At 70.2% G+C, this 289-nt stretch carries 1 protein-coding gene; it reads left to right on the forward strand.

Going from position 1 to position 289, the window contains the following annotated elements; genetic code table 11:
* The coding region (locus RF641_RS17560) for an ATP-binding cassette domain-containing protein (protein ID WP_424573732.1) at window positions 1-289 on the forward strand (289 nt) is incomplete at both ends.

A 289-nucleotide genomic window follows, 5' to 3' on the forward strand; every position in this document is an offset into this window, starting at 1 on the left:
GCGCTGGTCGCCCGCATCGGCTCGGTGTTCCAGGAACCCGAGCACCAGTTCGTCACCCAGTCCGTGCGCGAGGAGCTGGCTTTCGCGCCGCTGCGCGCCAGGCACGGGGCGGCCGAGGAGCAGAAGTACGATCCGCGGCAGGTCGAGGCCCGGGTGCAGGAGTTGCTGGAGCGGCTTGGCCTGCAGGACTTGGCCGAAGCCAACCCGGTCACGCTTTCCGGAGGGGAGAAGCGCCGGTTGTCGGTGGCCACAGTGCTGGCCGCCTCGCCGGACGTGGTGATCCTTGACG

This window comes from Arthrobacter sp. 'calajunan' (assembly GCF_046940185.1).
GTDB classification, from domain to species: domain Bacteria; phylum Actinomycetota; class Actinomycetes; order Actinomycetales; family Micrococcaceae; genus Glutamicibacter; species Glutamicibacter soli.